This window comes from Lacisediminihabitans sp., assembly GCF_036569425.1.
In the GTDB taxonomy this organism is placed as follows: domain Bacteria; phylum Actinomycetota; class Actinomycetes; order Actinomycetales; family Microbacteriaceae; genus Lacisediminihabitans.
Genome location: NZ_DATCQQ010000026.1, coordinates 79,912 through 106,501, shown reverse-complemented (window position 1 = coordinate 106,501; position 26,590 = coordinate 79,912). Strand labels below are relative to the sequence as shown.

Genomic DNA, 26,590 nt, shown 5'->3' with positions numbered 1-26,590 from the left:
GACCTTCGGACCTAGAGACCGGCCCCGGTCTGCCGAGAGACTTCTCGCATGTCCACCACTGCCCCTCGCCGCACGGAAAGCGCGACCGCCAGGCGCGTGGGCTACGCGCTCGCCGTCCTGATCAACGGACTGCTGCTCTCCGGCGTCAACGTGTGGCCGGGATGGAGAGTGCTGCCGTTCCTCACCGAGGACACCAGGCAGGTGCTCGGTTTGGTCAACCTCTCTCTCATCGCCGGAATGATCGCGAACGCCGTCTACGTCATCACAGATCGAACCTGGCTGAAGGCGCTGGGCGACCTGGTCACCCTGGGTATCGGGATGGCCGTGCTGGTGGGATTCTGGGAGGTTTTCCCCTTCGACTTCACCGGCTCGTCACTCGGCTGGGCCACCGTGGCGCGCGTCGTGCTGATCGTTGCCGTTGTCGGCACGGCAGTGGGGCTCGCGGTGCAGTTCGTGGTGCTGATCGCGAGTCTGTTGCACGGCACTGGGCGATCCACGGGCCCACGATGACCGCGTCGCGAATCGACCGCGCCAGCAGCGACGACCTCATGTCCCTCGCCTCGGACCGCGGATCCGCGCCGATGCAGGTGGGGGCCGTGCTGATGCTCGATGTCGGCCGGGGATTCGAGCCGGAACGCCTGGTGCAGGCGATTGAGCAACGGCTCCCCGCCATCCCGCGACTGAGGCAACGGATTGTGCGAGTGCCATTCGGTTGCGGGAGGCCGATCTGGGTCGACGACGCGAACTTCCGGATAACTGAACACGTTTCGATCGTTCGCTGCCCGACGCCGCCCGGCCTCGCTTCCGTGCTCGAAGTCGCCGCCGGACTCGTTGCGAGTCGCCTCCCTCACGACCGTCCGCTGTGGCGCGCGAGCCTCATCACCGACGTCGGCGGCGGTGGCGCGGCGCTCGTCATCGTCTACCACCACGTGCTCGCGGACGGCATCGGCGGCCTCGCCGTGTTGGCGGCACTCGCTGGCGCTCCGTCGGTCGACCCGCGGTTCCCGAGGTCGGGTCCCAGCCGCGGCGAGCTCGCCCGCGACGCCGCTCGCGATCGCGTCCGTGCCGTGACGCGCCTCCCGTCGGCACTCGCGCGACTGGCCCAGGCCGCAATCCAGCTCGGGCCGGCGTTGCGAACGCGCCCACCGCGTTCATCCCTCAATCGGCCAACCGGCCAGCGCCGGCGATTCGCCACAGTCGCCTGCGCGCTGGACCGGGTGCACGAGACCGCCCACCGTCACGACGCGACCGTGAACGATGTCGTGCTCAGCGCGATCACCGGGGCGCTCCATCGGCTGCTGGCCGAGCGCGACGAGCTGGCGGAGACCATCGTCGTCTCCGTGCCGTTCTCCTCCCGCGGCTCCGCCGCCGCCTCGGGGCTCGGCAACGCGAGCGGGGCGATCCCCCTGCGCCTCCCCGCCACCGGAGATCCCGCCGAGCGTCTCAACGCGGTGGCCGGCATCACCCGCACGGCGAAGCGGTCGGCGCCCGGAGCCTCGACCGCGATGCTCGGCCCCGGCTTTCGCCTGCTTGCGCGCATCGGCCTCTACCAGCGGTTCATCGACCACCAGCGCCTCATCCAGACCTTCGTGAGCAACCTGAAGGGTCCGCAGAACCAGCTCACCATCGGTGGCTGGCCCGTCGTGGCCGTGGTTCCGCTCAGCGTCGCGGTCGGCAACGTGACGGTCTCATTCTCGGTGCTCTCCTATTGCGGCACCGTCACGATCAGCCTTGCCGCCGATCCGGATACCTGCCCGGACCTCGACCGGCTGCGGCAGCTGCTCGAGCGCGAACTGGACGACGTCACCCGGAGGTCCGTTGCCGGAGTCGCACGAGATCGTCGGCGACCCGTCGGATGAGGCCGTATGGCACGGGCTCCGCGTACGGGAAGGACAGGGTGCCCTTGTCGCCGCGGTACGGCGCGAGTTGCTGCTTCCAGGTCGTCCCTCATCGGTGGCACGGCGTACAGGGCCACACGCCGCTTCCACCCGGCGAAGTACGCCAGGCGTCGTCCGTCGAGCATGATCGTCGGCATCCCGTAGCTCATCGTCTCGATCGACGCCGGTGCCGCACCGCGCAGCTCCGCACGAACGCGCTCAAGCACCGGTCGAATCTCCGCGGATAACGAGGCGATGTATTCGTCGACCGTTGCGAACTGCGCTCCCAGAGGCTTCCTCCTCGGCGGGCACCGACTATTCGGCAGAATAGTACCCGCCTCCCGCGCGACGACCCACTGCCAGAGAGTCGCTCAGGATCCTGACGATTGGGCATGTTGCCCGAATCCCTGGCCGGGGGCGGCCGGACCGACCTGCTGTTGGGTGCCGTCGGAGAAGCCCGACTGGCCGGAGTCGTCGGGGTTGGATTCGTCGCCGCGCTGCACGTTCGATGTCCCGACCGACGTCGTGGATCGAACCGTGCCGAGCCAGAGCGCCAGGGACACGATGCCGGTGGCCGCGAGACTCGCGACACCCACCACTACGGTCACGCTCGCCGCGAGTTCCCTGCCCTGCGATCGGATGCTCATTCCGCCACCTCCCGGTCGTCGACAGCCGTCGACCAGGCCAAGACTGCACCCGGGAGCTTGGATTCGCGTAAGAACTGCCGGAGAGCGACCTGCGAGTCGCGTGCCGACCGCGGGAGGCGTCAGGCGGCATCCCGCGCGGTCGCGAGGCCGACCGCGGTTCCCTCGCCGATAGCGAGGATGCGGTAGGAGTCGTCACCCGCGACGACTCCGCTCGCCGCATCCGTCGGAAAGACGTCGCCGGTGGCGTCCTGGCGGCGAAAGACGAATTCGACGAGGTTGAGGGACCTCGCCACGGCGCGAAACGCCGCTCGATGAGCCTGCCGTGATGACGCCATCCGCTGGGATCCTTCGTGTCGGCCCGCCGGCCGGGAGGCGATCCCCCGAGACAGTACATCACGAGATACTCTCACACAATGGCGGATGCCCGAACTGCTGGGGATGCCGCGCCGGCCCGTCGACGCTCAGTTGACGGCTCGCGGACCGTGGCCGCGGGCGCAGCCGGGCTTGCCGACTCGGGGCGAACGGCCGCTTAGCTGCGTACAAACCGGCCATTTGCCCCGAGTCGAGGCGCGTCTCGCGAAGGGACTAACGCGGGCCGGGAGTCAGCCCAGGCAGCTCGGGCCGAGCAGCGACTTCAGCTCGCCGTACAGGTCCGCGTTCACGGACACCGGATACGGCACCTCGAAGACCCGGGCCGTGTCGCCCTTCACGAGCTTGAGCCGCACCTCCGTGTCGCCGGAGTGCCGGATGAGCACGTCATTGAGAGCCGTCACGATGTCGGTCGTCGCTCGCTGCTCCGGCACCGAGATGACGAGCGGACCGGAGCCGAGGCTCTGGCCGATGTCGGGGCTGAACATGCTCACCGCGTGCAGGTTCATCCCGTCGTCGCGCACACTCACCCGACCGCGCACCACGACAATGGAGTCGTTGGTGAGGGCCGGCGAGAACTCCTGGTAGGTCTTGCCGAGGAACATCACGGTGATCTCCCCCGCGAAGTCCTCCACGGTGATGAGCCCGTACTGGTTGCCGGAGTTGCGCGCGGTGCGGTGCTGCACCGAGGTGATGAGCCCCGCGACCGTCACGTGCTCGCCGTCGGCCGCGACATCCCCGCCCAGGATCTCCATGATGCTCGCGCTCGCGTGCTTGGCGAGCTGCACCTCGAGGCCGGCGAGCGGATGATCGGAGACGTACAGCCCGAGCATCTCCCGTTCGAAGGCGAGCTTGTCGCGCTTCGACCACTCCGGCCGGTCAGGCACCTGGTTCACCGCCTGCGGCTCGTCCCACAGGCTGTCGAAGTCGAAGCCGACCTGGCCGTTCGCCTCGGCGCGCTTGTCGCTCACCGCCGAGTCGATGGCATCCTCGTGGATCTCGAGCAGGGCGCGCCTCGTCGCCGTCGTCGAGTCGAAGGCCCCCGCCTTGATCAGGGACTCCACCGTGCGCTTGTTAGCCACCTGGATCGGCACCTTGCGCAGGAAGTCGTGGAACGACTCGAAGCGCCCCTTCTCCTCCCGAGCCCGCTTGATCGACTCGACGACATTCGATCCGACGTTGCGGATCGCGCCGAGACCGAAGCGGATGTCGCCGGCGACGGCGGTGAAGTCGCCGGAGGACTCGTTCACGTCGGGCGCGAGCACCCGGATGCCCATGCGGCGGCACTCGCTCAGATAGAGCGCGAGCTTGTCCTTGGAGTCACCGACGCTCGTGAGCAGGGCGGCCATGTACTCGGCCGGGAAGTTCGCCTTGAGGTAGGCGGTCCAGTAGCTCAGCACGCCGTAGCCGGCGCTGTGCGCCTTGTTGAATGCATAGTCGGCGAAGGGCATCAGGGTATCCCAGAGCACCTTCACGGCGTTCGCGCTGTAGCCGTTCGACTTCATGCCGGCCTCGAAGTCGGCGTACTGCTTGTCGAGCTCCGACTTCTTCTTCTTGCCCATCGCACGACGCAGCACGTCGGCCTGCCCGAGCGTGAACCCTGCCACCTTCTGGGCGACCGACATCACCTGCTCCTGGTACACGATGAGGCCGTATGTAATGCCGAGGCTCTCCCGCAGAGGCTCCTCGAGCTCCGGGTGGATGGCCTCGATCTTCTGCAGACCGTTCTTGCGCAGCGCGTAGTTGGTGTGCGAGTTCATGCCCATGGGGCCCGGGCGGTAGAGGGCGATGACAGCCGAGATGTCTTCGAAGCTCGTGGGCTTGAGCTGCTTGAGCAGCGAGCGCATGGGGCCGCCGTCGAGCTGGAACACGCCGAGCGTCTCGCCTCGGGCCAGCAGGTCGTAGGTCTTCTGGTCGGCATCGAGGTCGAGGTCTTCGATCACGAGCTTGTTGCCCGTGTTCTGCTCGATCATGCGCAGCGCATCCTCGATGATGGTGAGGTTGCGCAGGCCGAGGAAGTCCATCTTGATGAGGCCGAGGGACTCGAGTGGCGGCTGGTCGAACTGAGTGATGATCGCGCCGTCGTCCTCGCGCTTCATGATCGGCAGAACGTCGAGCAGCGGTTCGGCAGACATGATCACGCCCGCGGCGTGCACGCCCCACTGGCGCTTGAGGTTCTCGATGCCCTTGGCCGTGTCGAAGACCTTCGCGGCCTCCTGGTCGGTCTCCAGCACCGCCCGGAAGTCGGCGGCCTCCTTGTAGCGAGGGGCGTCCTTGTCGAGGATCTCGCTGAGCGAGATGTCCTTGCCCATGATCGCCGGCGGCATGGCCTTGGTGAGCTTTTCCCCCACCGAATACGGCATTCCGAGCACCCGGGCGGAGTCCTTGAGCGCCTGCTTCGCCTTGATCGTGCCGTAGGTCACGATCTGGGCGACCCGGTCGTCGCCGTACTTCTCCGTCACGTAACGGATGACCTCCGGCCGGCGCCGGTCGTCGAAGTCGACGTCCACATCGGGCATGGACACGCGTTCCGGGTTGAGGAACCGCTCGAAGATGAGGCCGTGCGCGAGCGGGTCGAGTTCGGTGATGCCCATGGCGTACGAGGCCATCGATCCGGCCGCCGACCCGCGACCGGGACCCACGCGGATGCCCTGCGCCTTCGCCCACGCGATGAAGTCGGCCACGACGAGGAAGTATCCGGGGAATCCCATCTGCTTGATGACATCCACCTCGTACTTCGCCTGGGCGAGGTGGGCCTCGGATGGCGCGTTCTTGAAGCGCCGCATCATGCCGACGCCGACCTCCTTCTCGAACCAGGAGGCCTCCGTCTCGCCCTCCGGCACGGGGAAGCGCGGCATGAGGTCACGGTGCTCGAACGAGACCTCGCAGCGCTCGGCGATGAGCAGGGTGTTGTCGCAGGCCTCCGGGTAGTCGCGGAACAGGTGACGCATCTGGTCCGCCGACTTGAGGTAGAACTCCTCGGAATCGAACTTGAAGCGATTGGGGTCGTCGAGGGTGGACGCGGACTGCACGCAGAGCAGCGCGGCATGCGCCGTCGCGTCGTGCGCGTGGGTGTAATGCAGGTCGTTGGTGGCGACGAGCGGCAGGTCGAGATCCTTCGCGAGGCGAAGCAGGTCCTCCATGGTGCGGCGCTCGATATCGATGCCGTGGTCCATGATCTCGGCAAAGAAGTTGCCCTTGCCGAAGATGTCCTGGAAATCGGCGGCGGCCTTGCGGGCCTCGTCGTACTGTCCGAGGCGCAGCCGCGTCTGCACCTCTCCGCCGACGCAGCCCGTCGTGGCGATGATGCCCTTGGCGTACCGGCTCAGCAGCTCCCGATCCATTCGGGGCTTGAAGTAGAAGCCCTCGATCGAGGCGAGCGACGACAACCGGAACAGGTTGTGCATGCCCTCGTTGTTTTCGGAGAGCAGGGTCATGTGGGTGTACGAGCCCGACCCGCCCACGTCGTCCTGGTTCTGGTGGTTCGCGCCCCACTTGACCCTGGTGCGATCCTGCCGGGCGGTTCCCGGGGTGATGTATGCCTCGGTGCCGATGATCGGCTTGACTCCGTTGGCCGTCGCGGTCTTCCAGAAGTCGTAGGCGCCGAACATGTTGCCGTGGTCGGTCACCGCGATGGCGGGCATCTTCTGCTCGGCCGCGGCCCGGATGAGCGGGCCCACACGGGCGGCACCGTCCAGCATCGAGTACTCGCTGTGCACGTGCAAATGCACGAAAGACTCATTGCTGGCTGGCACCGATACTCCGACTAACCGAGGGCTGGGATTTTTCCCCGGCCTTTAGCTTAAGCCCGGCTCAGTCGCGGCGAAGAACGTCGAGCGCGTGTTGCAGGTCGGCGGGATACCGGCTGCGGAAGACCACCGGTTCGCCCGTCGCCGGGTGCCGAAAGCCGAGCTGCATGGCATGAAGCCACTGCCGGGTCAGGCCCAGTCTGGCCGAGATCGTGGGGTCTGCGCCATACATCGCGTCGCCGACGCAGGGGTGCCGCTGGGCGGCCATGTGCACGCGAATCTGGTGTGTCCGACCGGTCTCGAGGTGCACCTCGAGCAGCGACGCGCTCGGGAACGCCTCGAGGGTCTCGTAGTGGGTGACCGAGTCCTTGCCGTCGATCGTCACGGCGAACTTCCAGCTCGAACTGGGGTGCCGCCCGATCGGGGCGTCGATCGTGCCGGCGAGCGGGTCGGGATGCCCCTGGACGACGGCGTGGTAGATCTTCTCCACCTCGCGGTCGTGAAAGGCGCGCTTCAGCTCCGAGTATGCCCGCTCGCTCTTGGCCACGACCATGAGGCCACTCGTGCCGGCGTCTAGCCGGTGCACGATTCCCGCGCGTTCGGCGGCTCCGGAGGTGGAGATGCGGAATCCGGCGCCGGCGAGGGCTCCGAGCACTGTCGGCCCGGTCCAGCCGACCGACGGATGCGCGGCGACCCCGACCGGCTTGTCGACGACGACGATGTCGTCATCGTCGTAGACGATCGTGAGGTCGGGCACGACGACCGGTTCGATCCGCGGAGCCTCCTTGGGCTGCCAGGTCACCTCGAGCCAACTGCCGGCCTGCAGGCGATCGGACTTTCCGAGCACCACACCGTCGGCCGTCACTCCCCCGGACTCGGCGACCTCCGCGGCGAAGCTGCGCGAGAAGCCGAGCAGCTTCGCGAGCGCCGCATCGGTCCTCTCGCCGGCCAATCCGTCGGGCACCGGCAGGCTGCGTGTTTCCATCGAGGGGCCTACTTGCTGTCTTCTGGCGTCGAGGGCCGGGGCTCGGCATCCGATGCGGCATCCGCCGCCGGCGCCGTGCCGTGGCTGCGCTTACCGTCGAGCCCGACGCCGCGGATCGTGAGGATGATGAACAGCCCCATGCTCGCGACGATGAATGAGTCGGCGATGTTGAAGATCGCCGGGAATCCGATGACCTGGATGAAGTCGACCACGTGGCCGACCCCGAAGCCGGGTTCCCGGAACAGGCGGTCGGTGAGGTTGCCGGTGGTGCCACCCAGGAGCATCCCGAACAGCACCGCCCAGCCGACCGAACGGATGCGCCGGGAGAACCCGATGATGAAGACCGTGACGGCGGAGGCTGCTATCGAGAAGATCCAGGTCGAGCCGCTTGCGAAGGAGAACGCGGCGCCGGAGTTCTTCACGAAGTGGAACTGAAGAACCTCACCGAGAACGCGTACCAGTTCGCCCTCGGTGAGATTCGAGACAATCAGAAACTTGGATAGCTGGTCGAGACCGTAGACAGCGAGCGCAACGACGGCCAGCGTGACGAGAGCACGAACGCTGACCGGTGAAGCGCGAACCTCCGCCTGCGGCTCAGTTGCCGCCAAAGCCCTGGTAGCTGGCTGGTGGAGGCGTCTGGCTGTTGAACGGCGCCGAGTTGAACGGCGCTGAGTTGAACGGCGCCGAGTTGAACGGCGCCGAGTCGAAGGGCACGGCGTCGACCGGCGCGGAATCAACCGGCGCGGAGTCAACCGGAGCCGAGTCGAACGACGACGACGCGAACGAAGCGCTGCTCGGCGCGACGGCCGCAGCGGCGCTGTTCGACCCCACCTCGGTGGCGTCGAGCTCGTGCAGCTGGCCCTCGATGTAGCTCTTGAGCTTCTGGCGGTATTCCCGCTCGAAGGTGCGAAGCTCCTCGATGCGGGTCTCGAGCGCGACCCGTTGCTGGTCGAGGGCGTTGATCTGAGTGCGCTGGGCCTCTTCGGCCTCGCTCACGATGCGCGCCGCGGTGGCGTGCCCCTCGGCGATGAGAGCGTCACGCTTCTCGATGCCTTCACGCACGTGCTCCTCGTGAAGCTTGCGAGCAAGCTGCAGGAGGTTGTTCGTGTTGCTCGGGTCGATCGCGTTGGGGTCCGATGCCTGGTACGGCGCGGGGGCGGCGACCACGGGCGGCGCAGCGACGACGGCCGGAGCCGAGGCGAACTGCGGCTGGGCGGCCTCGACCGCGGCCGGGCCGGATGCTGCACGCTGAAGCTCGCTGATTCGGGCGTCGCCCGCGATAAGTCGCTGGCGAAGCTCCTCGTTCTCCTGGTTGAGGCGGCGCAACTCAACGACGACTTCGTCCAGGAAGTCATCGACCTCGTCCTGGTCGTATCCTTCGCGGAATTTCGTCGGCTGGAACCGCTTGTTGACTACATCTTCCGGCGTCAGGGCCATTGGTGTCACCTCAAGAACTCTCTGGTACTGCGTTTATTGACAATGAGCTAACGCTAGCAAACAACCCGGGTCACGGGGGTCATGAACTCGCGCGGTCGGCGACCGCAGTTCACAGGTTACACAAATGCGCGGATTCCCTGAACGACGTAAACCAGGATGATGACCGCGAGCATCACGATCGACCAGGCGAGGTCGAGCGCGATACCGCCGATCCGGATCGGAGGCACGAGCTTGCGCACGGCCTTGATCGGCGGATCGGTGGCGGAGAACACGAATTCGGCGATCACCAGGCCGGCGCCCTTCGGACGCCAGCTCGGCAGGAAGGTGCGCGCGACATCCAGCGCGAGCCGCCCCCACATGACGAACGAATAGATGAGCAGCAGGACATAGACGAGCGTCGCGATGAGCGACAGTACAAACACGGAGCTCCCGGCCGGGTCCGAGGTCAGGACTGGGCGAAGAACGACGCGTCGACGTCAGGCTCGACCTCGGCCTGGTCGCCGCTCACGGCCACGTGCGCCGGCGACAGCAGGAACACCTTGCTCGTGACGCGCTCGATCTTGCCATAGAGGCCCTGCGAGAGGCCGCTGGCGAAGTCGATGAGTCGACGCGCCTCCGGCTCGCTCATCTGGGAGAGATTGATGATCACCGGGATGCCGTCGCGGAAACTCTCGGCGATGACCTGCGCGTCCTTGTACTGGCGCGGGTGCACCGTGAGGATCTCGTTCATCTCCGCGGGAGCGGATGACCGCTGGCTCGGCGCACGGCGCAGGGGGGTCACCGGGGCTCGAGTGCTCACCGGCTGCGGCACGTGATGAGCGACCGGCGCGGCTGGCGCCGCCGGTGCGGTCTCCTCGTACTCGAGCTCTTCATCCGCAAGGCCCAGATAAACCATGGTCTTGCGTAGCGGGTTAGCCATTTCGTGCCTCCTGTGGTGAAACTCTTGTGTTCAGATTAACCGGCGGTTGGCCGGTTTCCCGTGATTGCCGACCCGATACGCAGGTGTGTCGCGCCTTCGAGCACGGCTTCGCGATAGTCGCCGGACATCCCGGCGGAAATATAGCTGGCGGCCGGCGCCACTACCCTGACCCGCTCCGACGCGGCGCGCACCCTGGCGAACGCCGCACGCGGTTCTTCTCCGACCGGGGCGACGGCCATGACGCCGAGCAGGCGGAGCCCGCTCGTCGACAGGACGCGCTCGGTGAGGGCCTCGAGGTCGGCGTCCCGCACTCCGCCTCGGGCCGGGTCATCGGTGAGATTGAGCTGCACGAAGCAGTCCACCACCGAGTCGGCGGAGGCGAGCGCGTCGACGACGGAGTCGCGATCCAGCGAGTGGATGACGCTCGCATACGCTCGCACCTGTCGTGCCTTCTTGCTTTGCAGCTGACCGATGAAGTGCCAGGTGAGGTCGAGGTCGGCGAGCTCCGCCGCCTTGGCCTGCGCCTCCTGGTGCCGGTTCTCGCCGAAGTCGGTCACCCCGAGCGCGAACAGGTCACGTACGAGCCCAGGCGGGTGGAATTTCGTGACGACGATGAGCGAGATCTCGTCGGCACTCCGCCCCGCCTCGGCCGCGGCATCCGCAATGCCGCGGCGAACCGCCTCGAGCCGTTCGGGCAGGGCATCGCCCGCTGTCATGAGATCGCTCCGCCGCGGGTGCCGGCTCTACTTAAGAAAGTCCGGAATATCCAGGTCGTCATCGTCGTCGTCGAACACCGGGTCCTTCTGGGCGCTGGGCGCGCTCGGCAGCTCGGGCTCCGGCGACCAGGCCGGCACCGACGGCTCGGCCTCGGCGTAACCGGTCGACGCGGCCGCGCCGACTCCGACCGCGACCGGAACGGCGGCGTCGACGAAGTTGGAGCGGTGGCCGTTCTTCTTGACGACCGGTTCCCCGCCGTCGAACCCCGCGGCGATCACCGTGACGCGGACCTCGTCGCCGAGGGTGTCGTCGATGACGGCACCGAAGATGATGTTGGCCTCGGGATGCACGGCCTCCTGCACGAGGCGGGCCGCGTCGTTGATCTCGAAGATCCCGAGGTTGGATCCGCCCTGGATGGACAGGAGCACTCCGTGCGCCCCGTCGATCGATGCCTCGAGCAGCGGCGATGCGACGGCGAGCTCGGCGGCCTTGATGGCTCGATCGGCGCCGCGGGACGAGCCGATGCCCATGAGCGCGGATCCGGCTCCCTGCATCACCGACTTGACGTCCGCGAAGTCGAGGTTGATGAGGCCCGGGGTGGTGATGAGGTCGGTGATGCCCTGCACGCCGGCGAGAAGCACCTGGTCGGCGGTGGCGAATGCCTCGAGGAACGAGATGCCCCGATCGCTGATCTCGAGAAGGCGATCGTTGGGGACCACGATGAGCGTGTCCACCTCGCTCTTGAGCGCCGAGACACCGACATCCGCCTGGGCGGCGCGGCGCTTGCCCTCGAAGCCGAACGGTCGGGTAACGACACCGATGGTGAGGGCGCCGATCGACTTGGCGATGCGGGCCACGACCGGGGCGCCGCCCGTGCCGGTGCCGCCTCCCTCTCCGGCGGTGACGAAGACCATGTCGGCGCCGGCCAGCGCCTCTTCGATCTCCTCGGCGTGGTCCTCGGCCGCGCGACGCCCGACCTCGGGGTCCGCGCCGGCACCGAGGCCGCGGGTGAGTTCGCGTCCGACGTCGAGCTTGACGTCGGCATCGCTCATGAGCAGCGCCTGCGCGTCGGTGTTGATGGCGATGAACTCGACTCCTCGGAGCCCGAGTTCGATCATCCGGTTTACGGCGTTAACGCCGCCGCCGCCAATGCCGACGACCTTGATCACGGCGAGGTAGTTTTGGTTCGATGTCACGTCCGGCCTCCGCTTGAAAAAACTCTCAACCTTTACTAGAGCGTTAAAGTTATGCTCGGTATAGGTTTCTTGGTTTGACGGTAAGCGCCGAAGGCACAGGGTGGCGTGAGGCGCGCCAGCGTGTCGCGGAATCTGGTCGCGAGAAAGGCGAAATCCCTGCCGTCGGGGCGATCGCTCAGGCCGGGCCGACGACCGGATTGGTGGGAGCGGACACGTCGTACTTCACGGGGGACGACGGGCTCTGGGTCTTCATCAGGGCGACGAGTACGCGCGCCTTGAGCTGCGAGTTCTCCGCGCTCCCCCATACCACGGTCTGGCTCGCCCCGGTGAGGGTGAGGGTGACATCGTCGTTGGTCTGAGCCGTGACGCTGTCGACCTTGCCGAGCACACTCGGGGGTAAGGCGAGCAGAACCGCGACCACCGCCTGGAAGGCCGGCCCCTTGGCGTTCGTCGCTCCCACATCGATGAGCGGCAGCGACGGCGGCCGGTCGGCGGACTTCTCGATCTCCACGCCGGCCGGGTCCACCACGGAGTAGCCCGAGGCGATGGCGACGCTCGCTACCGGCGCACGCTCGGTGACCCGGATCACGAGGGTGTCCGGGGGTACCGTCTCGGTGACGAAGCTGCGGATGAGCGGGAAGCGGGACAGCTCGGTCTTCACGCGCGCGAAGTCCACGAGCGCGAGCGGCTTGCCGACCTGGTCGCCGACCGCCTCCCGCACGGCTGCCGCGTCCACGCGCGAGGTGCCGACGACCGTCACGGTACGCAGGGCGAGCAGCGGTGAATACACGGCCACCGTCACGAGCCCCACCAGCACGACGGCCGTGATCGCCGCCGACAACCAGGCGACGCGGCGGCGACGCGAACGCCGAGTGAACCGGCGGACCTCCCCGCGTTCGTATCGACGCCGCGCCCTCGCGGCCTTCTTCAACTCGCGTTCGGCGACCGGCGGATCGGCCTGCTGGGTCGTGCGCCCGGTGGGCGTCTTCGGTCCCTTCGCCGCGACCTCGGCCGCCGGGGCCGCCAGGGCCGCCAGGGCCGCCGGGGCCGCCGGGGCCGCCTTGGCCGCCTTGGCCGCCTTCGGCGCCTTGCCCGTGGCCGGGCCGGTGGGCTGCTCCCCGGTCGGTCGCCGGTCGAATCCCTGTGGTCGCTTCACTCGCGGCTGCTCATTCGTCGGCCGCTCATTCGTCGGCCGGGCCGGCCGTCGCCCGCTCGTGGAGGGCTTCCAGCAGCTGGGGGATGATCTGGTAGATGTCGCCGCCGCCCATCGGGATCACGAAGTCGCCGGGCCGCGCGATCCGGGCTGCGTAGTCCACGGCATCCTGCCAGTCCGTGAAGTAGCGGCCGGAGGACGGGTCGCTGAACCTGCCGGTGATGAGCTCGCCGGTCACGCCGGGCTCCGGATCCTGCCGCGCGCCGTAGATCGGAACGACGATGGTGTGGTCGGCGAGGGACTCGAAGGTCTCGGCGAACTCCTGCGCCATGTCCCGCGTGCGGGTGTAGAGGTGCGGCTGGAAGATCGGGATGAGACGGCCGCCGCCGACGACGCCGCGAGCGCCGGAGAGCGCGGCCCGGATCTCTGTGGGGTGATGGGCGAAGTCGTCGTAGACGCTCACGCCGCCGACGCTGCCGCGCAGCTCGAACCGTCGCTCGGTGCCATCGAAGAGAGCGATCGCGTCGAGCGCCGTCTGCGGCTCGAAGCCGAGGCAGACGAGCACGCCGAAGGCGCCGGCCGCATTGATCGCATTGTGCAGACCGGCCACGCGCAGGCGGGTGCTGTAGTCGGTGCCGAGGTAGTGCAGGGTGAATGCCACGGTCGCGGCGCTGTCGATATCGTGCAGCCGGATGTCGGCGCCCGGATGCTGCCCGAAGGTGAGCACGCTGCGGTCCCCGAGCCGGCTGGTCACCGAGACGGCCCGCGGGTCGTCGGCGGAGATGACGACCCGCTCCGTCGCCTTGCGGGCGAAGGTGACGAAGGCCTCCTCGAACGCCTCCTCGGAGCCGTAGTGGTCGAGGTGGTCGGGGTCGACGTTGGTGATGAGCGAGATCGCGGTGTCATAGAGCAGGAACGAGCCGTCGGATTCGTCCGCCTCCACCACGAAGACCTCGCCGGCTCCGGTTGCCGCGCTCACGCCGAGCGAGCGGATCACTCCCCCGTTGACGAAACTCGGGTCTGCGTCGAGCGCGAGCATCGCGGTCACGATCATCGCCGTCGACGTGGTCTTGCCGTGGGCGCCGGCGACCGCGACGACCCGGTGGTTGCGGGTGAGCCAGGCCAGCGCCTGCGCGCGATGCACGATCGGGAGGCCACGCTCGCGGGCGGCGAGGAACTCGGGGTTGTCCTCGGCGATCGCGCCGGTCACCACGAGGGTGTCGGCGTCGCGGATGTTCGCGGCGGCATGGCCGATCGCCACGGCGACTCCGCTCGCGCGGAGGGCCTCGACGGTCTCCGTGGCGCGGATGTCCGACCCGGTCACCGGCACGCCCGCCGCGAGGAAGAGTCGCGCGATGCCGCTCATCCCGGCGCCGCCGATGCCGACGAAGTGCACTCGGCCGAGATCATCGGGCACGGACTGGGAGAAATCTGACTTGATCATCGTGACAAATGTACTTGTCCGTCGACGGCGCTCGTGACGAGGTCGACCATGCGATCCGCTCCGTCCAGGACGCCCACCGAGCGGGCGCGCGCGGCCATGTCTGCCACGAGCGCGCGGTCCTCGAGCAACGGCACAAGAGTGCCCGCCACCCACCGCGGGGTGAATTCGGCGTTGGCCACGAGCACCGCACCTCCGGCGGCGACGACCTCGCGCGCGTTGAGCCGCTGCTCGCCGTTGCCGATGGCGAGCGGCACGTACGCCGTCGGCAGGCCGAGCGCGGTGAACTCGCTCACGGTCGCGGCGCCCGCCCGCGCGACGGCGAAGTCGGCGGCGGCAATCGCGAGATCCATGCGGTCGCAGTACGGCATGATGCGGTAGCCGGCCAGGTCGCTCGCGGTGATCTCCGAGCGCTGCCCGGTGACGTGCAGGATCTGCCAGCCCGCGCCGAGGATCGAGGCCGCCGCGGCGAACACGGTCTCGTTGATGCTCTTCGCACCCTGGGATCCACCGGTCACCAGCAGGGTGAGCTTTGCGGGCGACAGGCCGAAGAAGTCGGCGGCCTCCCGCCGCGACCTCGCGCGGTCGAGGGTCTCGATCTCGCGGCGCAGCGGCATGCCGACGAACGTGGCGTGGGGCAGCCGCGTGCCGCGGAAGGTGACCCCCACGGAACGGGTGAACCGCGCGCCGAGCCGATTCGCCATCCCGGGTCGGGCGTTGGCCTCGTGCACCGCGATCGGCACGTGCTCGGCGCGGGCGGCGAGGTAGGCCGGAGCCGACACGTAGCCGCCGAAGCCCACAACCACGTCGATCGCGTTCTCGGCGAGGATCGTGCGGATGAGAGAGACGAGGTGTCGGAATCGGCCGGGGAACCGCAGCGCGGCCCGGTTGGGTCGGCGCGGGAACGGCAGCCGGGGAACCACGAGCAGCTCGTAGCCGCGCTCGGGCACGAGGCGGGACTCGAGGCCCTCCGCCGTACCGAGCACGAGGATCACGGCATCCGGGTCACGATCGCGGATGCGGTCGGCCACGGCGAGTAGCGGATTGACATGCCCGGCGGTGCCCCCTCCCGCGAGAAGGTACCGCGTCACCGGGAGCGCCCAGTCCTCGGCGTGTCCAGCGCGGGCTCCGGCGTCTGCCTGGCGAAGGAGAGCACGATGCCGATCGCGATGAGCGAGGTGATGAGGGCTGACCCGCCGGCGGAGATGAGGGGCAGCGGCACCCCGAGTACCGGCAAGATGCCGAGCACCACCGCGATGTTGATGAAGGCCTGCCCGATGATCCAGACCATGACGGCGCTCACGGTGATGCGTGCGAACGGGTCGGTGTTGGCGCGGATGATGCGCACGAAGCTGATGGCGAGAACGATGAAGAGCGCGAGCACCAGGATGGCGCCGATGAGTCCGAGCTCCTCGCCGACGATCGCGAAGATGAAGTCGTTGTCGGCCTCGGGCAGCCAGGAATACTTGGCCTTGGAGTTTCCGAGACCCACACCGAAGACGCCGCCGGAGGCGAGCGCCCACCAGCCCTGGACGGTCTGGAAGCAGTTGCCCAGATAGTCGCTCGCCGAGGTGCAGCCGGTCGCGAAGGCGGCGATCCGCTCGCGCCGCGAGGAGCTGGCCAGCGAGAGGATCGTGGCGGCAAAGGCGATGAGCAGTATGGGCACCGCGAGGTAGCGCAAGCGCACCCCGGCGAAGAACACCGCCCCGAGCACCACCATGGTGAGGATGATCGACGTGCCGAAGTCGCCGCCGAGCACCACGAAGCCGATGGCCGCCCCGGCCACCGGCACGAGCGGCATCATGAGCTCGCGCCAGTTGTCGAACGAGCCCTGCTTGCGGGCGAGGATGTAGCCGAGCCACGCGACGAGGCCGAGTTTGACGAGCTCGGACGGCTGACCGCTGAACGGCCCGAGGCTGATCCAGTTCGTGTTTCCGCCGTGCTCGACGCCGAGGGGCGTCGCCACGACGAGCAGCTGCAGCACGATCGCGATCAGCAGGAAGGTGCCGGCCCAGCGCTTCCAGAACCGGGCGGGCATCCGCGACGCGATGAGCATGAGCGGGATGCCGAGGGCGGCGAAGAGCACCTGGCGCACGAAGCCGTTGAAGAAGTCCCCGCTCGCGAGGAAGGACTCCACCGACGACGACGAGAGAACCATGATGAGCCCGAACACCACGAGGAACAGGGTGGCGCCGAGCAGCACGAAGTAGTTGCCGGTCTCCGCGGCGAAGATGCGGCGGACGGCGACGAACGCGGCCGGCGCGTGGCGCGGCTCGCGCGCCTCGGCAGCGGGCTGGCCGGCGGTCGGCCGCGGGGCCGCCCCCGGGTTCCGGGTCGGGCGCCGCGCCTGGGCGGGCTGAGCCGTTCTAGAGTTCGTCGCGCGGGGTCGCGGGAGGCTCGTGGTCATCGGCCCTGCCTCCCAACATCTCGTGCACTGCAGTCGCGAATCGGCTTCCCCGGTCGGCATAGTCCGTGAACTGGTCCATGGATGCAGCCGCCGGGGCGAGAAGCACCGTGTCCCCACTCCGCGCGACCGCGGCCGACAGCCTCACGACCGTCGGCATTACCTCTTTAGTGTCAGTCGTGTCGACCTCGAACAGCGGCGTTTCGGGCGCGTGTCGCGCGAACGCGTCGACGACCGCGCTGCGGTCGGCTCCGATCACCACCGCGGCGCGCAGGCGCGGGGCGCTGGCGGCGACGAGCGCGTTCACATCCACCCCCTTGAGCAGTCCGCCGACCACCCAGACGACCGAGTCGAACGCCTCGAGGGAGGCGGCGGCGGCGTGGGGGTTGGTGGCCTTCGAATCGTTCACCCAGCGGATGCCGCCGGCCTCGGCCACGGTCTCGGTGCGGTGATGGTCGAGACGGAACGCGCGGAGCGCGAGCCTGATCACGCCGGGTGCGACGCCGAGGGAGCGAGCGAGCACGGATGCCGCGAGCACGTTTGCGACCATGTGCGGGGAACCAAGCCCCACCGCCTCGAGTTCGTCGACCGTGGTCAGCTCGATCGCCGACCGGTGGCGGTCGTCGAGAAATGCCCGGTCCACCACGATGCGGTCCACAACGCCGAGATCGCTCGGGCCGGGAAGACCCAGCCCGAATCCGATGGCGCGACAGCCGTCCACCACCTCGGCCTCCTCGACCATCGTCCTGGTCGCCTCGTCCTCGATGTTGTAGACGCACGCGGTGATCGTGCGTTCGTAGACCTTCGCCTTGGCCTCGCGGTAGGCCTCGGCTGAGCCGTGCCAGTCGAGGTGATCCTCGGCAACGTTGAGGCACACGCTGGCCCACGCGGACATGCTGTCCAGGTAGTGCAGTTGAAAACTGGAGAGCTCGATGACAAGCACGTCGAAACCGATCGGGTCTCGAACGGCGTCGAGCACCGGCACGCCGACGTTTCCGCAGGCCACGACTCGCTTGCCGGCGGCGGCGATCATCGCCGTGGCGAGTTGCACGGTGGTGGTCTTGCCGTTGGTGCCAGTGACCGCGATCCACTCGGCAACCCTGCCGGTCTTGTCGCGCAGCCGCCAGGCGAGCTCCACATCGCCCCACACCGGAATGCCGCGAGACGTCGCCCGCTCCACGAGCGAATGGTGCGGCGCGAAGCCGGGAGACACGACCACGAGTTCCGGGGCAAAGGCGTCGAACGCCTCGTCGAGGCCGACCAGCGCGAGCGGCACGCCGATCACGCCGAGCAGGTCAGCCGTCTCCTCGTCCGCCCGGTTCGCGAGCACGAGGATTTCCGCTCCGAGCTCGGCGAGGGTGTCGGCCACCGAGAAGCCGGTCACCCCGAGGCCGAGCACCGCCACGCGCAGCCCTCTCCAGTCGGCGTGCCAACTGGTGAGGCCCGCAATCTGCTCTGCGGTCCGCATCAGCGCGAGACCCACTCGAGGTAGAAGATCCCCACCCCGAGGGCGACGAAGAGCCCGGAGATCACCCAGAAGCGCACCACGATCGTGATCTCCGCCCAGCCCTTCATCTCGAAGTGGTGGTGCAGCGGGCTGGCCCGCCAGATCCGTTTGCCCTTGGTCAGCTTGAAGTAGATGCGCTGGATGATCACCTGGCCAGTGACCACGAGGAAGAGCCCGCCGATGAGCACGAGCAGCAGCTCGGTGCGGGAGAGGATCGCGAGCCCGGCGAGGGCGCCGCCGAGGGCGAACGATCCCGTGTCGCCCATGATGATCTGGGCGGGCGACGTATTCCACCAGAGGAATCCGACGAGAGCGCCGGCGATACAGGCGGCCACGACGGCGAGGTCGAGCGGGCGGGAGACCAGATAGCACTTGTAGAGGTTGTCCTGGTCGATGGTGGGGCTGAAGCAGGACTGGTTCGATTGCCAGAACCCGATGATCACGTAGGAGCCGATCGCGAAGATCGACGAGCCGGCGGCAAGGCCGTCGAGGCCGTCCGTGAGGTTGACCGCGTTGGAGACGCTCGTGGTGATGAGCACGACCCACACCACGAACAAGATGACCCCGGCGGTCAGGCCGAACACCTTCACGAAGTTGAAGTCGAGGTCGCGCACGAACGAGATCGCCGTCGACGCCGGCGTGCGCTTGTTCGCATCCCGATAGGTGAGGGCGATCACCGCGAAGACGATGGCGACGATGACCGTGCAGAGGATCTTGTACCAGCCGGCGAGGCCGAGACTGTTCTGCCGCTTGACCTTGAGGAAGTCGTCGAGGAACCCGATGAGCCCAAGCCCGCCCATCATGGCGAGCACGAGCAGCCCCGCTCCGGAGACGGAGTCCCGCGCCGCGAGATGGCCGACGAAATAGCCGACGATCGACGCCGTGATGAAGACGATGCCGCCCATCGACGGCGTGCCGCGCTTCATGACGTGGGCCGTCGGGGTGTCTGCCCGCACGAACTGGCCGAGGTTCAACGACCGGAACGCCCGCGCGAAGAGCGGGGTGAGCAGCAGGGTGAAGACCATCGAGACACCGGCGCCCACGAGCAGGGCGATCACGCGGGCACCTCGCCCAGCCGGTCGCCGAGCAGCCGGAGGCCGGCAGAGTTCGACGACTTCACGAGCACGACATCACCGGCCCTCAGATCCTGGTTCACCAGATCGTAAGCCTCGTCGAGCGAACCGACGAGCACTGACTCGCCGTCCCACGAGCCCTCGAGGCCGGCGGCATTGTGGATGTGGCGGGCGCCGTGGCCGACCACGACGAGCTTCTGGATGTTCAACCGCACGACGAGGCGACCGATCCGGTCGTGCTCCTCGTTCGCGTCGTCCCCGAGCTCTGCCATCTCGCCGAGCACGGCGATCGACCGCTCCCCCGGCTCCACGATCTGAGCGAGGGTCTTGAGGGCGGCGGACATCGAGTCCGGGCTCGCGTTGTACGCGTCGTTGATCACGATGACGCCGTCCGCCCGGCGCAGCAGCTCCATCCGCCAGCGCTCCGCCCGCTCCACCGCCTCGAGGGACGCGATGGCCCCGTCGAGCGGGATGCCGAGCTCGCGGGCGACCGCGAGGGTCGCGAGGGCGTTCATCACGTGGTGTTCGCCGAGGATGCGCAGGGACACTTCGGCGCGCCCCTCCGGCGTGATCAGGGTGAAGCGGGTTCCGGTCGCGGTGGCGCGGAGGTCGTCCGCGCGCACCTCGGCCCGGGCATCCAGTCCGAACCAGACGGGGCGCGCCGGGGTGAGCGCGGCCATCGCCGCGACCCTCTCGTCGTCGGCGTTGAGCACCGCGACCGCCTCCGGCGGCAGCGCGGTCACGATCTCGGCCTTGGCCCGCTGGGTCGACTCGATGCCGCCGAACTCGCCGCTGTGGGCAAGACCGACCTTGAGCACTACCGCGATGTCCGGCATCGCGATGCCCACGGTCCTGGCGATCTCCCCGGCGCCGCTCGCCCCCATCTCCACGACGAGGAAGCGGGTGTCGTCCCGCACCGAGAGCATCGACAGGGGCGCGCCGACCTGGTTGTTGAACGACCCTCGGGGAGCGACCGTCGGTCCGACCGCCGACAGCACGGCGCGCAGCATGTTCTTGGTGGTGGTCTTGCCATTCGAGCCCGTGATTCCGATGACCTTGAGGACGCCGGCCAAACGCACCCTCGCGACGACGGTTCGTGCGAGATCGGCCAGAGCCTCCAGGCCGTCGTCGACGACCACCTGCACCACCGGCAGCTCGAGCCTGCGCTCGACAACGAGCAGCGCCGCGCCGTTGTCGACGGCGGCCGGTGCGAACAGGTGTCCGTCGGTGGTCTCGCCACGCAGGGCGAAGAAGATCGACCCGGGTTCGACCAGTCGGGAGTCGGTCTGTGCGGTGGCCGAGACGGAGACCGAGGTGGGCTCGACGCCGGAGGGTAGTTCGAGCACTCCCCCGACGGCCGCGGCGATCTCGGCCGGTGTCATGGCGATCACTACGACCAACCCGCTTCGCGCAGGGCGTCGCGCGCTTCCTCGCGCGCCGAGTACGGCGTGCGTTCGCCGCGGATGTCGCGGTAGTCCTGGTGGCCGGGTCCGGCCCAGAGGATGGAGTCGCCCTCCTCGGCGAGCGAGACAGCGAAGCGGATTGCCCGCTCCGGCGGGCTCACGACGTGCAGCTCTGCCGGGTGCTCGGCGAGGTTCGCTCCCTCGACGAGGGTGGCCCGGATCGACTCCGGGTTCTCGAAGCGCGGATGGTGGTCGGTGACCACGAGGATGTCCGAGCCCTCGGAGGCGACGCGCCCCATCTCGTGTCGTTTGGTCGCGTCCCGGTCGCCGTCGGCACCGAAGACCATGATGACCTTGCCCGGGGTCACCTTGCGCACGGCGGCGAGGGTGTTGAGGAAGGCAGCCGGGCTGTGCCCGAAGTCCACGTACACGGAGGGCCCGCGCTCCCCGGAGACGAGCTCGGTGCGGCCGGGCAGGTACGCCTCGATGCCGCCCTCGATCGCCTGGCCGATGGCCTCGAGTTCGAAGCCGGCCGTAACGAGCATCACGATCGCGAGCCCGGCGTTGGCGGCCATGTGCCAGCCGATCACCGGCACCCGGGTGACGAGGGATCGGTTCTCCGGACCGGTGAGGCGCAACTCGGTGTACGCCGCCTTCTCGTCGAGAATCTCCACGTTCCACTCGCCGAAGACGCCCGGTGTCGCCGAGATCGTCGTGACGGGGATGTGGGAGCCCTCGACTACCCGTTGGCCCCATGGCGTGTCGAGGGAGACCACTCCGCGCTTGCCGCGCTCCGGTTCGAAGAACGCGAGCTTGGCGGCGAAGTAGTCCTCCATGGTCGCGTAATCGTCGAGGTGGTCGTGGCTGAGGTTGGTGAACGCGACGACGTCGAAGAGCAGCCCGTCCACGCGGTCGCTCGTGAGAGCCTGGGCGCTCACCTCGACGACCACGGCGCGCACCTCGCTCTCCCGCATCCGCGCCAGCAGGGCATGCATTTCGCTGGCCTCCGGAGTGGTGAGCCGGCTGACCACCGTGAGATCGCCGATGTGCCGCTCGGCGGTGGAGCTGAGTCCTGTGACGAGGCCGAGCTGCTTGAGGATGCCCTCGACGAGGTAGGAGACCGAGGTCTTGCCGTTGGTGCCGGTGACGCCGAGCAGCAGCGGCGGATGCTCATTGGTGCGGTAGACCCACGCCGAGACGTCGCCGAGCGCGGCTCTCGGCGAGTCGACGATCACGATCGGCAGGCCGCTGTCGGCACCCAGGGTGGCCCCGACCCGGTCGGTGAGCATGGCGACGGCTCCGCTCTCCGCGGCGAGCGTCGCAAACTCCGCACCGTGGCTGTGCAGCCCGCGGATGCCCACGTACAGGTCGCCCGACTCCACCTCCGTGCTGCGGAGGGTCACGCCGGTGATCTCGACCCCGTCGATGTCGCCGACGTACTCCAACCCGAACTCTGTGACGAGTCCCGAGAGAGGCCTGGCTAGCGGATGTTCCGGTCTGAGAACCGGGGGGATCCGTGCTGTCAAGGCGTCCCCTCCCTTACTGAATCGTGTCGCGTCACCAGGTCGTGGCTGGACTGGTGGATGGTGTCGTCGACGGGGGCACCCGGTACTTTGTGAGCACCTCGCTCATGATCTTGTGGAACGTCGGCGCCGCCGCGGCGGAACTCTTCATGATATCCGGCTTCGTAAAGGTGACGATCACTGAGTACTGGGGGTCCTCCGTCGGCGCGAGCCCGGCGACCGAGACGACGCGATCGCCGGTGTACCGGCCGTTCACGGCCACCTCGGCCGTGCCGCTCTTGGCCGCGATGCGGTAGCCGGGGATCTTGAGCGACTTGGAGAGCTCGCCGCCCGTCACCACGCTCTCGAGCATGTTGACCACGGTCTTGGCCGACTGGTCGGAGACGACGCGCACCCCGGCCGTCGACGGCAGGTCGGTCATGGTGCCGTCGGCCTGCTGGCAGCCCTCCACGAGGGTGAGCGGCAACCGAACGCCGCCGTTGCCGAGAGTCTGGTAGATGCCGGCCATCTGCACGGCGGTCGCTGACACGCCCTGGCCGTACATCACGTTGTACTTGGTCTGGTCGTCCCACTTCTTGGCGAGGATGCCGGCTGACTGCTCTCCGCCCAGGTTGATGGCGGTCTTCTCGCCGAGCCCGAACTTGCGCATGTAGTCGTACCGGACCGACGGGGCGAGCCTGGAGCCGATCATCGAAATGCCGACGTTCGACGACTGCTGCAGCACGCCGGTGAGCGTGAGGCGCTCGGTGGGGTGCCCGGTAGCGTCGCGGATGAAGCCACCCTCCGGAGTCGTCCAGCGTGCGGGTACGGTCGCCTGAGTGAGCGGGTTAGCGGCTCCGGAGTCGATGAGCATCGCCGCAGTCATGGCCTTGAAGGTGGAGCCCGGCTCGTACGGGGTACTGAACGACAGGGCGCCGAGGTTGGCCACCGGTGTTCCGTTGACATCGTTGGGGTCCACTGCGGGCCAATCGACGAGGGCCATGAGGTGGCCGTCCTTGATGCGCGTCACGCTCACCGTGGCGGACTTCGCGCCGATGGCCATGGCCTGCTCGGCGACCGCCTGGGCGGAGAACCACTGGAGGTCGCTGTCGATCGTGGTCTTGAGAGTGCCGCCGGGCTTGGCCGCCTTGGTCGTGACCGTGCTGCCCGGTATCTGCACGCCGTCCGCGCCCTGCTCGTAGGTGAGGCTGCCGTTCGTGCTCAAGAGGCACTTGTCGTCGGCGGCCTCGAGTCCCGCCTGCGGGCCGTCCGTGCCGACGAAGCCGATGAGATTGCCGGCCACCGACCCGTTGGGGTATGTGCGCTTGGAGTGGGTCTCGAACCCGACCCAGGGGATCTTGAGGGCACGCACCTCGCGCAATGCCGCGGTGTCGAGCCCCTTGGACACGACGGAGTAGTTGGAGTTCGGGTCCTTGGTGAGGGCCTGGAACACCACGGCCGGGTCCTGTTTCGTGACCGCCGCGATCTCGTTCGCGGCATCCATCACCGTGATGGTGGACGTGACCCTGTTCTTGTCGACGCGAGTGAAGGAGTCGACGTTGCGCGGGGCGACGATGATCCAGTAGCGGTTGACGCTCGTCGCGAGGAGCACGCCGTTGGCGTCGACGATGTCGCCCCGCGGGGCGTAACTCGTCACCGCTATCGCCCGCTTGCTGAGCGAGTCCTTGTTGAGTTCGTCGGCCCGCACGACCTGGATGTCCACGAGGCGCACCGTGAAGGCGGCGACGACGGCGAAGCAGATGACGATCGCCATCACGAGGCGCCGACGGCTGCTGCGCAGGGGATTCACGGGCGGTCCTTTCGAGAAGCCGGAGCGCGGGATCAGTGGGTGTTGGGTGCCGGGATGGCTCCCGGTTGTGACGCTACCGAAGCCCCGGTACCAGCCGTGGCAGGCGCGCCAGTGGCCGTTCCGGTCGTGCCGGTGGCGGTCGTGCCGGTCGCTCCGGGTGCCGCTGCCTGGCTCGCGAGCATTTCCGGCGTGAGCAGCACGTTCGGGATGAGCGCCGCGCTGTTCGCCCCGACGGTGCTCGCGGCGTCGGCGGCCGTCGGGGCGGCGAGTACTGCGCCGTCGGAGAGCCTGAGCCAGCCGTAGCCACTGGTGTTCAGCACCATCCCGAGCTGTTCGGCGCGCCCGGCGAGGTTCTGCGGCGACTCGAGCACCCGGAGGTTCTCGCTGAGCGCCTGCTGGTCGCGCGACAGTTCCTTGTGGGTCGCCTGCAGCGCCGAGATGTCGTATGAACCCTGCGAGAGCACAATGCTCAGCAAGAGCTGGGCAATGAGGATCACGAAGAGCCCGGCGACGGCGACGAGCGCGTAGACCACCCGAGGGCGTGCCCGGCGCTGGCTGCGCGTCGTGACGATCTCGATGTGACGTGGGTGCTCCTCGACCTCGCGGGGAGATCGAGCCGGCATCAACAGCTCGGGCTGCGCCAGGGCGACGTTGGTGGTCATGCTGCCCTCCGCAGTCGTTCTGCCGCGCGCAGTCGCACGGGGGTGGCTCTGGGGTTCTCTGCCTTTTCGGCATCGGATGCGAGCTCGGCGCCACGAACGAGCAGCGCGAACTCCGGTCGGTGCTCCGGCAGCTCGATCGGAAGGCCGGCCGGCGCCTTCGAGGCTGCCGCAGCAGCGAGGGCGCGCTTCACGATGCGGTCCTCGAGAGATTGGTAGGCGAGAACGACGATTCGGCCGCCCACCTCGAGCGAATCGAGCGCCGCCGGGATCGCCCTGGCCAGCACGGCGAGCTCCTGGTTGACTTCGATGCGCAGGGCCTGGAATACGCGCTTGGCCGGGTGACCGTTGCGCTGCACGGCGACCGGGGTGGCCGCGGTGATGAGTTCGACGAGCTGGGCGGAGCGCACAAGCGGCTCGGTGGCCCGCCTCTCCACGATCCGCTGCGCGTAGCGCGGCGCGAGCCGCTCCTCGCCGTACTCCCAGAAGATGCGGCGAAGTTCGTTCTCGCTGTATTCGGCGAGGATCTTCTCGGCCGTGAGCTCCGAGGTGGCGTCCATGCGCATGTCGAGCGGCGCATCCTTCGAGTAGGAGAATCCGCGCTCCACCCGGTCGAGCTGCAACGACGAGACGCCGAGGTCGAAGAGGATGCCGGACACCTCGCCGATGCCGAGCCCCTCGAGCGCCTCGGTGAAGCGGTCGTAGACCGTGTGCACGAGATGAACGCGGTCGCCGAATGGGGCGAGGCGCTCCGCGGCGATCGCGAGGGCGTCGGTGTCCCGGTCGAGGCCCACGAGCACGAGCTCCGGGAAGCGCTGCAGGAACGCCTCGGCGTGCCCTGCCATGCCGAGGGTGGCGTCGACGAGCACCGCACCGGGCCTGGCGAGCGCCGGAGCGAGCAGCTCGATCGTGCGTTCGAGCATCACTGGGGTATGGATCTGGTTGTCGACCATGATGACCGGTGTTCCGGCCCCTTTCCCCTGATCCCCATCCGGTCCGACCTGCCACCGGGGAAGTGTGGCAGGGCATGCGATCGGCTGGGAGTCACGGGCAAGGCGCTAGAAGAGTCCGGGGATCACCTCCTCCGTGGTGTCGGCGAACGCGCTTTCCTGTTCGGCGTAGTAGGTCTCCCAGGCGGCGGTGTCCCAGATCTCGGCGCGGTTGCCCGCCCCGATCACCGTGAGGTCGCGGCCGAGGCCGGCGTACGCGCGCAGGGCGGCGGGGATGGTGACGCGGTGCTGGCCGTCTGGCACCTCCGCGTTGGCTCCGGAGAGAAACAGGCGCAGGTAGTCGCGCGCCTGCTTGCTCGTGACCGGCGCCTGGCGGATGCGGTCGTGTAGCTCCTCGAACTCGCGGGTGCTGAACACGTAGAGGCAGCGCTCCTGGCCGCGGGTGATCACGATGCCCGACTCGAGTTCCGACCAGAACTTGGCCGGGAGGATGATGCGGCCCTTGTCATCGAGCTTGGGGGTGTGCGTGCCAAGAAACATCGGCGACTCCCCCTCCTTCTCCGGCCTGGATTCAGGTAAGCTCCACTTTACTCCACTTCCCACCACAAAACAACGATATTGGGGCGTGAGTCCCTCGGACTGGGGCATTTTGCCCCGGAATTACAGGGATCTGACGGGTGGAGGACGGTGGAGGGAATTTCCCCGATTTTGGGCAAGAAAAAAGGCCGACCTTTCGGTCGACCTCTTGACTGCTGCTAGCTAGAGCGACGTGCGCGCCTGCAGAGAAATACC

At 68.2% G+C, this 26,590-nt stretch carries 24 protein-coding genes; 2 read left to right on the top strand and 22 right to left on the bottom strand.

The window, feature by feature from the left end; all coding sequences use genetic code 11:
* Window positions 1-48: 48 nt before the first annotated feature.
* Window positions 49-510: a hypothetical protein gene (locus tag VIM54_RS05160; protein WP_331899699.1), complete on the top strand. Its 462-nt coding sequence runs from the start codon at window positions 49-51 to the stop codon at window positions 508-510.
* Window positions 507-1,859, top strand: coding sequence for a wax ester/triacylglycerol synthase domain-containing protein (locus VIM54_RS05155; RefSeq protein WP_331899698.1), 1,353 nt, complete (start codon window positions 507-509; stop codon window positions 1,857-1,859). Before VIM54_RS05160 ends, VIM54_RS05155 begins: the two co-directional genes overlap by 4 nt.
* 389 nt (window positions 1,860-2,248) lie before the next feature.
* Here the strand turns inward: VIM54_RS05155 and VIM54_RS05150 are convergent, their stop codons facing one another.
* From VIM54_RS05150 to mraZ, 22 genes are all read right to left on the bottom strand, one after another.
* A complete protein-coding gene (locus tag VIM54_RS05150; RefSeq protein WP_331899697.1) occupies window positions 2,249-2,524 on the bottom strand; it encodes a hypothetical protein in 276 nt (91 codons plus the stop codon).
* 119 nt (window positions 2,525-2,643) lie between these two features.
* Window positions 2,644-2,859 (bottom strand): hypothetical protein, encoded by a 216-nt coding sequence (locus tag VIM54_RS05145; RefSeq protein WP_331899696.1) that lies wholly within the window; start codon window positions 2,857-2,859, stop codon window positions 2,644-2,646.
* 267 nt (window positions 2,860-3,126) lie between these two features.
* Window positions 3,127-6,648: a DNA polymerase III subunit alpha gene (gene dnaE / locus VIM54_RS05140; RefSeq protein ID WP_331899695.1), complete on the bottom strand. Its 3,522-nt coding sequence runs from the start codon at window positions 6,646-6,648 to the stop codon at window positions 3,127-3,129.
* Between the two features lie 58 nt (window positions 6,649-6,706).
* Window positions 6,707-7,627, bottom strand: coding sequence for an RluA family pseudouridine synthase (locus VIM54_RS05135; protein ID WP_331899694.1), 921 nt, complete (start codon window positions 7,625-7,627; stop codon window positions 6,707-6,709).
* A gap of 8 nt (window positions 7,628-7,635) precedes the next feature.
* Window positions 7,636-8,235, bottom strand: coding sequence for a signal peptidase II (gene lspA, locus VIM54_RS05130; RefSeq protein WP_331899693.1), 600 nt, complete (start codon window positions 8,233-8,235; stop codon window positions 7,636-7,638).
* Complete coding sequence (locus VIM54_RS05125; protein ID WP_331899692.1) at window positions 8,222-9,064, bottom strand: DivIVA domain-containing protein; 843 nt, start codon at window positions 9,062-9,064, stop codon at window positions 8,222-8,224. Before VIM54_RS05125 ends, lspA begins: the two co-directional genes overlap by 14 nt.
* Before the next feature lie 116 nt (window positions 9,065-9,180).
* Window positions 9,181-9,486 (bottom strand): YggT family protein, encoded by a 306-nt coding sequence (locus VIM54_RS05120; RefSeq protein WP_331899691.1) that lies wholly within the window; start codon window positions 9,484-9,486, stop codon window positions 9,181-9,183.
* 23 nt (window positions 9,487-9,509) lie between these two features.
* Window positions 9,510-9,983 (bottom strand): cell division protein SepF, encoded by a 474-nt coding sequence (locus VIM54_RS05115; protein ID WP_331899690.1) that lies wholly within the window; start codon window positions 9,981-9,983, stop codon window positions 9,510-9,512.
* Window positions 9,984-10,018: 35 nt separating this feature from the next.
* Window positions 10,019-10,699 (bottom strand): YggS family pyridoxal phosphate-dependent enzyme, encoded by a 681-nt coding sequence (locus VIM54_RS05110; protein WP_331899689.1) that lies wholly within the window; start codon window positions 10,697-10,699, stop codon window positions 10,019-10,021.
* Window positions 10,700-10,726: 27 nt separating this feature from the next.
* Window positions 10,727-11,896, bottom strand: a complete 1,170-nt coding sequence (ftsZ, locus tag VIM54_RS05105; RefSeq protein WP_331899688.1) for a cell division protein FtsZ — start codon at window positions 11,894-11,896, stop codon at window positions 10,727-10,729.
* Between the two features lie 175 nt (window positions 11,897-12,071).
* Window positions 12,072-13,052 (bottom strand): FtsQ-type POTRA domain-containing protein, encoded by a 981-nt coding sequence (locus tag VIM54_RS05100; protein ID WP_331899687.1) that lies wholly within the window; start codon window positions 13,050-13,052, stop codon window positions 12,072-12,074.
* 25 nt (window positions 13,053-13,077) lie between these two features.
* Window positions 13,078-14,493 carry a UDP-N-acetylmuramate--L-alanine ligase gene (gene murC, locus VIM54_RS05095; RefSeq protein WP_331899686.1) on the bottom strand — a complete coding sequence of 472 codons (1,416 nt, stop codon included), beginning with the start codon at window positions 14,491-14,493 and terminating at the stop codon, window positions 13,078-13,080.
* On the bottom strand, window positions 14,490-15,581 hold the full coding sequence (locus tag VIM54_RS05090; RefSeq protein WP_331899685.1) for a UDP-N-acetylglucosamine--N-acetylmuramyl-(pentapeptide) pyrophosphoryl-undecaprenol N-acetylglucosamine transferase: 1,092 nt from the start codon (window positions 15,579-15,581) through the stop codon (window positions 14,490-14,492). Before VIM54_RS05090 ends, murC begins: the two co-directional genes overlap by 4 nt.
* The gene (gene ftsW / locus VIM54_RS05085; protein WP_331899684.1) at window positions 15,578-16,897 is read right to left on the bottom strand and encodes a putative lipid II flippase FtsW; all 1,320 of its coding nucleotides are present in this window, start codon (window positions 16,895-16,897) and stop codon (window positions 15,578-15,580) included. The genes VIM54_RS05090 and ftsW overlap by 4 nt, the downstream gene beginning before the upstream one ends.
* Entirely contained in the window at window positions 16,857-18,362 is a 1,506-nt protein-coding gene (murD, locus tag VIM54_RS05080; RefSeq protein WP_331899683.1) for a UDP-N-acetylmuramoyl-L-alanine--D-glutamate ligase, read from the bottom strand. Before murD ends, ftsW begins: the two co-directional genes overlap by 41 nt.
* The gene (mraY, locus tag VIM54_RS05075) at window positions 18,362-19,459 is read right to left on the bottom strand and encodes a phospho-N-acetylmuramoyl-pentapeptide-transferase (RefSeq protein WP_331899682.1); all 1,098 of its coding nucleotides are present in this window, start codon (window positions 19,457-19,459) and stop codon (window positions 18,362-18,364) included. Before mraY ends, murD begins: the two co-directional genes overlap by 1 nt.
* Entirely contained in the window at window positions 19,456-20,865 is a 1,410-nt protein-coding gene (locus VIM54_RS05070; RefSeq protein ID WP_331899681.1) for a UDP-N-acetylmuramoyl-tripeptide--D-alanyl-D-alanine ligase, read from the bottom strand. Before VIM54_RS05070 ends, mraY begins: the two co-directional genes overlap by 4 nt.
* Window positions 20,865-22,403, bottom strand: coding sequence for a UDP-N-acetylmuramoyl-L-alanyl-D-glutamate--2,6-diaminopimelate ligase (locus VIM54_RS05065; protein ID WP_331899680.1), 1,539 nt, complete (start codon window positions 22,401-22,403; stop codon window positions 20,865-20,867). The genes VIM54_RS05070 and VIM54_RS05065 overlap by 1 nt, the downstream gene beginning before the upstream one ends.
* A 31-nt stretch (window positions 22,404-22,434) precedes the next feature.
* The gene (locus VIM54_RS05060; protein ID WP_331899679.1) at window positions 22,435-24,189 is read right to left on the bottom strand and encodes a penicillin-binding protein 2; all 1,755 of its coding nucleotides are present in this window, start codon (window positions 24,187-24,189) and stop codon (window positions 22,435-22,437) included.
* Window positions 24,190-24,221: 32 nt separating this feature from the next.
* Window positions 24,222-24,851, bottom strand: coding sequence for a hypothetical protein (locus VIM54_RS05055; RefSeq protein WP_331899678.1), 630 nt, complete (start codon window positions 24,849-24,851; stop codon window positions 24,222-24,224).
* Window positions 24,848-25,801 carry a 16S rRNA (cytosine(1402)-N(4))-methyltransferase RsmH gene (gene rsmH, locus VIM54_RS05050; RefSeq protein ID WP_331899677.1) on the bottom strand — a complete coding sequence of 318 codons (954 nt, stop codon included), beginning with the start codon at window positions 25,799-25,801 and terminating at the stop codon, window positions 24,848-24,850. The genes VIM54_RS05055 and rsmH overlap by 4 nt, the downstream gene beginning before the upstream one ends.
* A gap of 105 nt (window positions 25,802-25,906) precedes the next feature.
* Complete coding sequence (gene mraZ / locus VIM54_RS05045) at window positions 25,907-26,338, bottom strand: division/cell wall cluster transcriptional repressor MraZ (RefSeq protein ID WP_331899676.1); 432 nt, start codon at window positions 26,336-26,338, stop codon at window positions 25,907-25,909.
* Between the last annotated feature and the right edge of the window lie 252 nt (window positions 26,339-26,590).

What these genes read in the sequence shown, in the direction of transcription:
- VIM54_RS05155 (WP_331899698.1), top strand. Translation starts at nt 507, where the DNA reads ATGACCGCGTCGCGAATCGACCGCGCCAGCAGCGACGACCTCATGTCC.
- VIM54_RS05145 (WP_331899696.1), bottom strand. Translation starts at nt 2,859, where the DNA reads ATGGCGTCATCACGGCAGGCTCATCGAGCGGCGTTTCGCGCCGTGGCG.
- VIM54_RS05160 (WP_331899699.1), top strand. Translation starts at nt 49, where the DNA reads ATGTCCACCACTGCCCCTCGCCGCACGGAAAGCGCGACCGCCAGGCGC.
- mraZ (WP_331899676.1), bottom strand. Translation starts at nt 26,338, where the DNA reads ATGTTTCTTGGCACGCACACCCCCAAGCTCGATGACAAGGGCCGCATC.
- ftsW (WP_331899684.1), bottom strand. Translation starts at nt 16,897, where the DNA reads ATGACCACGAGCCTCCCGCGACCCCGCGCGACGAACTCTAGAACGGCT.
- murD (WP_331899683.1), bottom strand. Translation starts at nt 18,362, where the DNA reads ATGCGGACCGCAGAGCAGATTGCGGGCCTCACCAGTTGGCACGCCGAC.
- rsmH (WP_331899677.1), bottom strand. Translation starts at nt 25,801, where the DNA reads ATGGTCGACAACCAGATCCATACCCCAGTGATGCTCGAACGCACGATC.
- VIM54_RS05150 (WP_331899697.1), bottom strand. Translation starts at nt 2,524, where the DNA reads ATGAGCATCCGATCGCAGGGCAGGGAACTCGCGGCGAGCGTGACCGTA.
- VIM54_RS05115 (WP_331899690.1), bottom strand. Translation starts at nt 9,983, where the DNA reads ATGGCTAACCCGCTACGCAAGACCATGGTTTATCTGGGCCTTGCGGAT.
- VIM54_RS05055 (WP_331899678.1), bottom strand. Translation starts at nt 24,851, where the DNA reads ATGACCACCAACGTCGCCCTGGCGCAGCCCGAGCTGTTGATGCCGGCT.
- VIM54_RS05110 (WP_331899689.1), bottom strand. Translation starts at nt 10,699, where the DNA reads ATGACAGCGGGCGATGCCCTGCCCGAACGGCTCGAGGCGGTTCGCCGC.
- murC (WP_331899686.1), bottom strand. Translation starts at nt 14,493, where the DNA reads ATGATCAAGTCAGATTTCTCCCAGTCCGTGCCCGATGATCTCGGCCGA.
- VIM54_RS05135 (WP_331899694.1), bottom strand. Translation starts at nt 7,627, where the DNA reads ATGGAAACACGCAGCCTGCCGGTGCCCGACGGATTGGCCGGCGAGAGG.
- VIM54_RS05125 (WP_331899692.1), bottom strand. Translation starts at nt 9,064, where the DNA reads ATGGCCCTGACGCCGGAAGATGTAGTCAACAAGCGGTTCCAGCCGACG.